Origin of the sequence: Streptomyces sp. 4F14 (genome assembly GCF_048159485.1) — a bacterium.
Taxonomy (GTDB): domain Bacteria; phylum Actinomycetota; class Actinomycetes; order Streptomycetales; family Streptomycetaceae; genus Streptomyces.
The window spans coordinates 1-340 of the sequence record NZ_JBLRVY010000305.1 but is presented as its reverse complement, the minus strand read 5'-3'; the positions used below and the strand labels follow the sequence as shown (position 1 = coordinate 340).

The window sequence follows — 340 nt, the reverse complement described above, 5'->3', positions numbered from 1 at the left end:
CGGACACTGCGGCGATACGGCCGCCCCGGTCCACGGCCAGAGCGGAGATATTGCCCACGAAGACGCCGTCGAGCGTCTGCTTGTCCAGGTCGTCGGAGAAGGCACGGATGCGGACCAGGGCGGAGCAGTCGTTCGCCGACGCGGACGGCGGGACGTGAAAGGGCGAGGACACGGGGCGCGATGCCTGGGCGGCTCCGCCACTGAGCACGAGGCACCCGGCCATTCCCATGACCAGGGCAGCGGTGATCGACATACGCAAGCGCATAAAAGGGCTCCTTCAGCGCCAAGAAAGGATGAGGTGGAAGAGCTCGGGAATCAGGCCGTGCTGCTTGGATTCACC

The 340-nt window shown here is 66.2% G+C and carries 1 pseudogene; it reads right to left on the bottom strand.

Going from position 1 to position 340, the window contains the following annotated elements:
* A pseudogene (locus ACLZOT_RS50845) lies at positions 1-265 on the bottom strand (esterase-like activity of phytase family protein); the annotation flags it as partial.
* Positions 266-340: the final 75 nt, after the last annotated feature.